4 protein-coding genes and 1 pseudogene are annotated in these 2,977 nt (G+C 66.1%); 3 read left to right on the top strand and 2 right to left on the bottom strand.

All coding sequences use genetic code 11. The features are described 5' to 3' along the window. Nucleotides 1–285: pseudogene (locus tag ACY5KJ_RS18470) on the top strand (hypothetical protein); the annotation flags it as partial. Between the two features lie 579 nt (nt 286–864). Here ACY5KJ_RS18470 and ACY5KJ_RS18475 read toward each other — a convergent pair. Then, on the bottom strand, nt 865–1,131 hold the full coding sequence (locus ACY5KJ_RS18475) for a hypothetical protein (RefSeq protein WP_462203952.1): 267 nt from the start codon (nt 1,129–1,131) through the stop codon (nt 865–867). On the opposite strand from ACY5KJ_RS18475, the gene ACY5KJ_RS18480 reads away from it, so the two are divergent. Both ACY5KJ_RS18480 and ACY5KJ_RS18485 read left to right on the top strand, forming a co-directional pair. Next, entirely contained in the window at nt 1,115–1,732 is a 618-nt protein-coding gene (locus ACY5KJ_RS18480) for a hypothetical protein (RefSeq protein ID WP_462203953.1), read from the top strand. The two genes, ACY5KJ_RS18475 and ACY5KJ_RS18480, sit on opposite strands and share 17 nt — an antisense overlap. Nucleotides 1,733–1,792: 60 nt before the next feature. Next, nucleotides 1,793–2,254 carry a hypothetical protein gene (locus ACY5KJ_RS18485; protein WP_462188444.1) on the top strand — a complete coding sequence of 154 codons (462 nt, stop codon included), beginning with the start codon at nt 1,793–1,795 and terminating at the stop codon, nt 2,252–2,254. A 293-nt stretch (nt 2,255–2,547) separates the two neighbouring features. Here ACY5KJ_RS18485 and msrB read toward each other — a convergent pair whose 3' ends face one another. Beyond that, a complete protein-coding gene (msrB, locus tag ACY5KJ_RS18490; protein WP_462187853.1) occupies nt 2,548–2,937 on the bottom strand; it encodes a peptide-methionine (R)-S-oxide reductase MsrB in 390 nt (129 codons plus the stop codon). Between the last annotated feature and the right edge of the window lie 40 nt (nt 2,938–2,977).

The raw sequence follows: 2,977 nt of genomic DNA on the forward strand, positions 1-2,977 counted from the left end.
GGCCGGGATCCGCTGGCCGGGGCCGGCCAGATCGCGCGGGTGCTCGCCGAGATCGAGGCGTTGCTGGCACCCCGCTGGGTCTGGTGGTCGGCGCGGTCCGCGGCGCGCGTGCCGCTCGCCGCCGGTATCCGGATCGGCGCCAGCTGGGATCTGGCCGCCGTCCACCGGATACTGCACGGCGGCCGCCGCCCAGGCCGGTCTGCACAACCTGCCCGCCCGGTCACCCGGAGCCTCTGGGTAGGCGCATCGGGTTGGAGTACTAGGTCCCCCAAATTCGTCGGCTGACGGCTGGCCGACGGAGTCCAGCCATCGCTCGCACAATCGTCTACCGTCTCGTTTCAAGATAATCAACGGTGTTGACGACACTTCACATCCCATGATCAAAAACAAAAACCCCAAATAGCACCAGGGGAGTGGGGGCCAAACCCAGTTGATCATTACCGGTGGCGAGGTTCGACGTGTGTGGTTCGACCGGCGGCATCCGGATGGGGGACATCGCTGGTTGGGGACACCGCCGGTCGAGATGTGTCACGTTCATCCGGGCCGGTCGATCAACTGCGGCTGAGCGGCACAGGGCCGAGGAGGGGAGACCCTGCGACCGGCTCTACTTGACATAATGCTCATTATCGGCGTTTTTGGTGGGGTGGGGGAGGGCCCGGCGTGAACCTGGCACGGAGCAGGCGGGCGCTCACCATGCGGGATGCCCGCCGAAGGTGTTTGCCCACCACCTGGATCACCATGGATCACCAGAGGTGCAGGGCAGCCCGCCGTGCCGTCTGACGGCATCAAGTTTCAGATTCTGGTTCTGGTGTGACCCTGTCATCTGGCAGGGTCACACACCGGTGTACCCGATCTATGCTGCCCTCACGAAAAGAAAGAAGAAGCGATATTAGCTTCCCGCACATGACAGCGGAAGGGAGGGTCGTCATGAAAAGACTGAGGCGCAACGCGGGGCTTCTGCTGGCCACAGCATTCGCCCGTCTCCACGGCGAATGCAGGCGTGCTGGGTGGCGTGTCTGGGCAACAGCAGGAGCACGTCAGCGGCCCGGGCCTCAGTCCGGTGCTGCGGGAACTCACCGCGCAGGATAAGGGGACGTAATGAAGTAACAAATACGTGATCGAGAGCATCATCGCAGGTCACAGGCCTGTGGAGGGTTCGAAACGCGCAAGTTATTTCATTTCGACTCCTCTGCCGCCCACCCGCCGAGCGCAGGCCCCGAAGGCCGCAAACGGTCAGAACCCTGTTGAAGTCACCGCTCGCGCTCCTGACGGCATGGTGCTGCAGCGCAGCTCCCAGGGCTGTCAGTCGGAAGCCGAGCGCACCCTCTACGGTGACCTTCCTACCTGGTTCCAGGCGAAGGTAACCATGGAATCCTTCCCGCAGGTCCGCTCACAGCACGTGCTGGCAGACCCGCGGTTCGACCAGGCCGTCAAACCGTGGGCTGAATGTATGCGCGCCGCCGGTCGCCCTTACCGCAGCCCTGCCGAGCTCCGTGAGAAGGCCCTGCCGGACCAGAAAGAGACCTCGCTGCCCCGTGAGCAGGAGATCGGACTTGCCGTCACCGAGGCACGCTGCGCTGCCGTTTCCGGTCTGACCGCGAAAGCCAAGGCGCTCGACCTGGAGCACGCCGAGCGGCTCAACCGCCAATACCACGCAGAGCTGGATACCGCCCACCGGCTCCAGCTCGCAACTTTGCCCCGAGCTCGCCCTATTACTGCGCAGCTACGCTGACCGCATGTGACGGGGCGGAAGAGAAAACCATCCAAGAACACACCGAAAAGGGAGACCATCATGCGCACCATTTACCGTGCCCTGGCCGTATCGGCCGCCAGCGCGGTCGTGCTGCCCGCCACCGCCCAGGCAGCCCCCCAAACCGGCCGGCCTTCGGCGCCCGCCACCGCCCCGGACGCCTCCGCCACCGCCACGGCCGACGGCCACCTGCACCTGTGGCGAGACACCGAGGCAGTGGACCCCTTCGGCAATTCGTGGTGCACCTCGTACCTCAGTGACTCCGACGATTGGGGCAGCTGCCGCAACCAGATCTCCTCGTTGTGGAACAACGGCTACCCGGGCTCCCTGGACGACGTCTGGCTGTACTGGGGAACGCATCAGACACACGCTCGCCGGGGAGTCTACAACGGCGTCTACCTCCCGGACCTCGCCCCGTACACCTTCGACGCAGGGACGGGCAGAGGCGCTGGCCAGTCGATTGACAACAACGTCGCTTCCCACCGTTGGACGAACCTCCCGTAAAACGCGGACGGATCTCTCACCCCGCTGCGCCTCGGCGCGGGTGTGCGCGACTTGTTCCTTCAGCTCCAGGCCCGGCCGGTAGCCGCCACCCCAGGTAGGGCGCCGGCGCCACCAGCCGCAGATGTTCGGTCCGGGTCGTCGCCGCGGCGGCGGCGACCCGCAGGTGTGGGCCGAGGCATGGAGAAAGATCGTCATCAGTGACGACGGGCCGCACCGCACTCGGCGAGCGGTCGCCTTGCGGAAGAACGGCCGGCCGATGGGGGTGGAGGTGTCGACGGGTCGGTCGGGGTTTTCTAGCGGGAGTTCGGGTCGAGGTCGAGGGCGAGGCTGTTCATGCAGTAGCGATGGCCGGTGGGGCCGGGTCCGTCGTCGAAGACGTGGCCGAGGTGTCCGCCGCAGCGGGCGCAGCGGACTTCGGTGCGGATCATGCCGTGGGAATGGTCTTCGACGAGTTCGAGGGCGTCGGCGACGGCGGGTTGGGTGAAGCTGGGCCAGCCGGAGCCGGAGTCGTATTTGGTGTCGGAAGTGAACAAGGCGGCGCCGCAGCCGCCGCAGCGGTAGGTGCCATTTTCTTTGCTGTAGGTGTAGGCGCCGGTGAAGGGGGGTTCGGTGGCGGCGCGGCGGAGGATGGCGTAGCGCTCGGGGTCGAGTTCGGCGCGCCACTGCTCGTCGGTCTTGACGATTTTGTCGGGTCCGGTGGTGGCCGCGGGGGTGGTGGTGTCG

It is taken from the genome of Frankia sp. CcWB3 (assembly GCF_977927595.1).

Bases quoted from the DNA above. Each gene is read 5' to 3' on its own strand.
- ACY5KJ_RS18485 (WP_462188444.1), top strand. From the start codon at position 1,793: ATGCGCACCATTTACCGTGCCCTGGCCGTATCGGCCGCCAGCGCGGTC.
- ACY5KJ_RS18475 (WP_462203952.1), bottom strand. From the start codon at position 1,131: ATGATGCTCTCGATCACGTATTTGTTACTTCATTACGTCCCCTTATCC.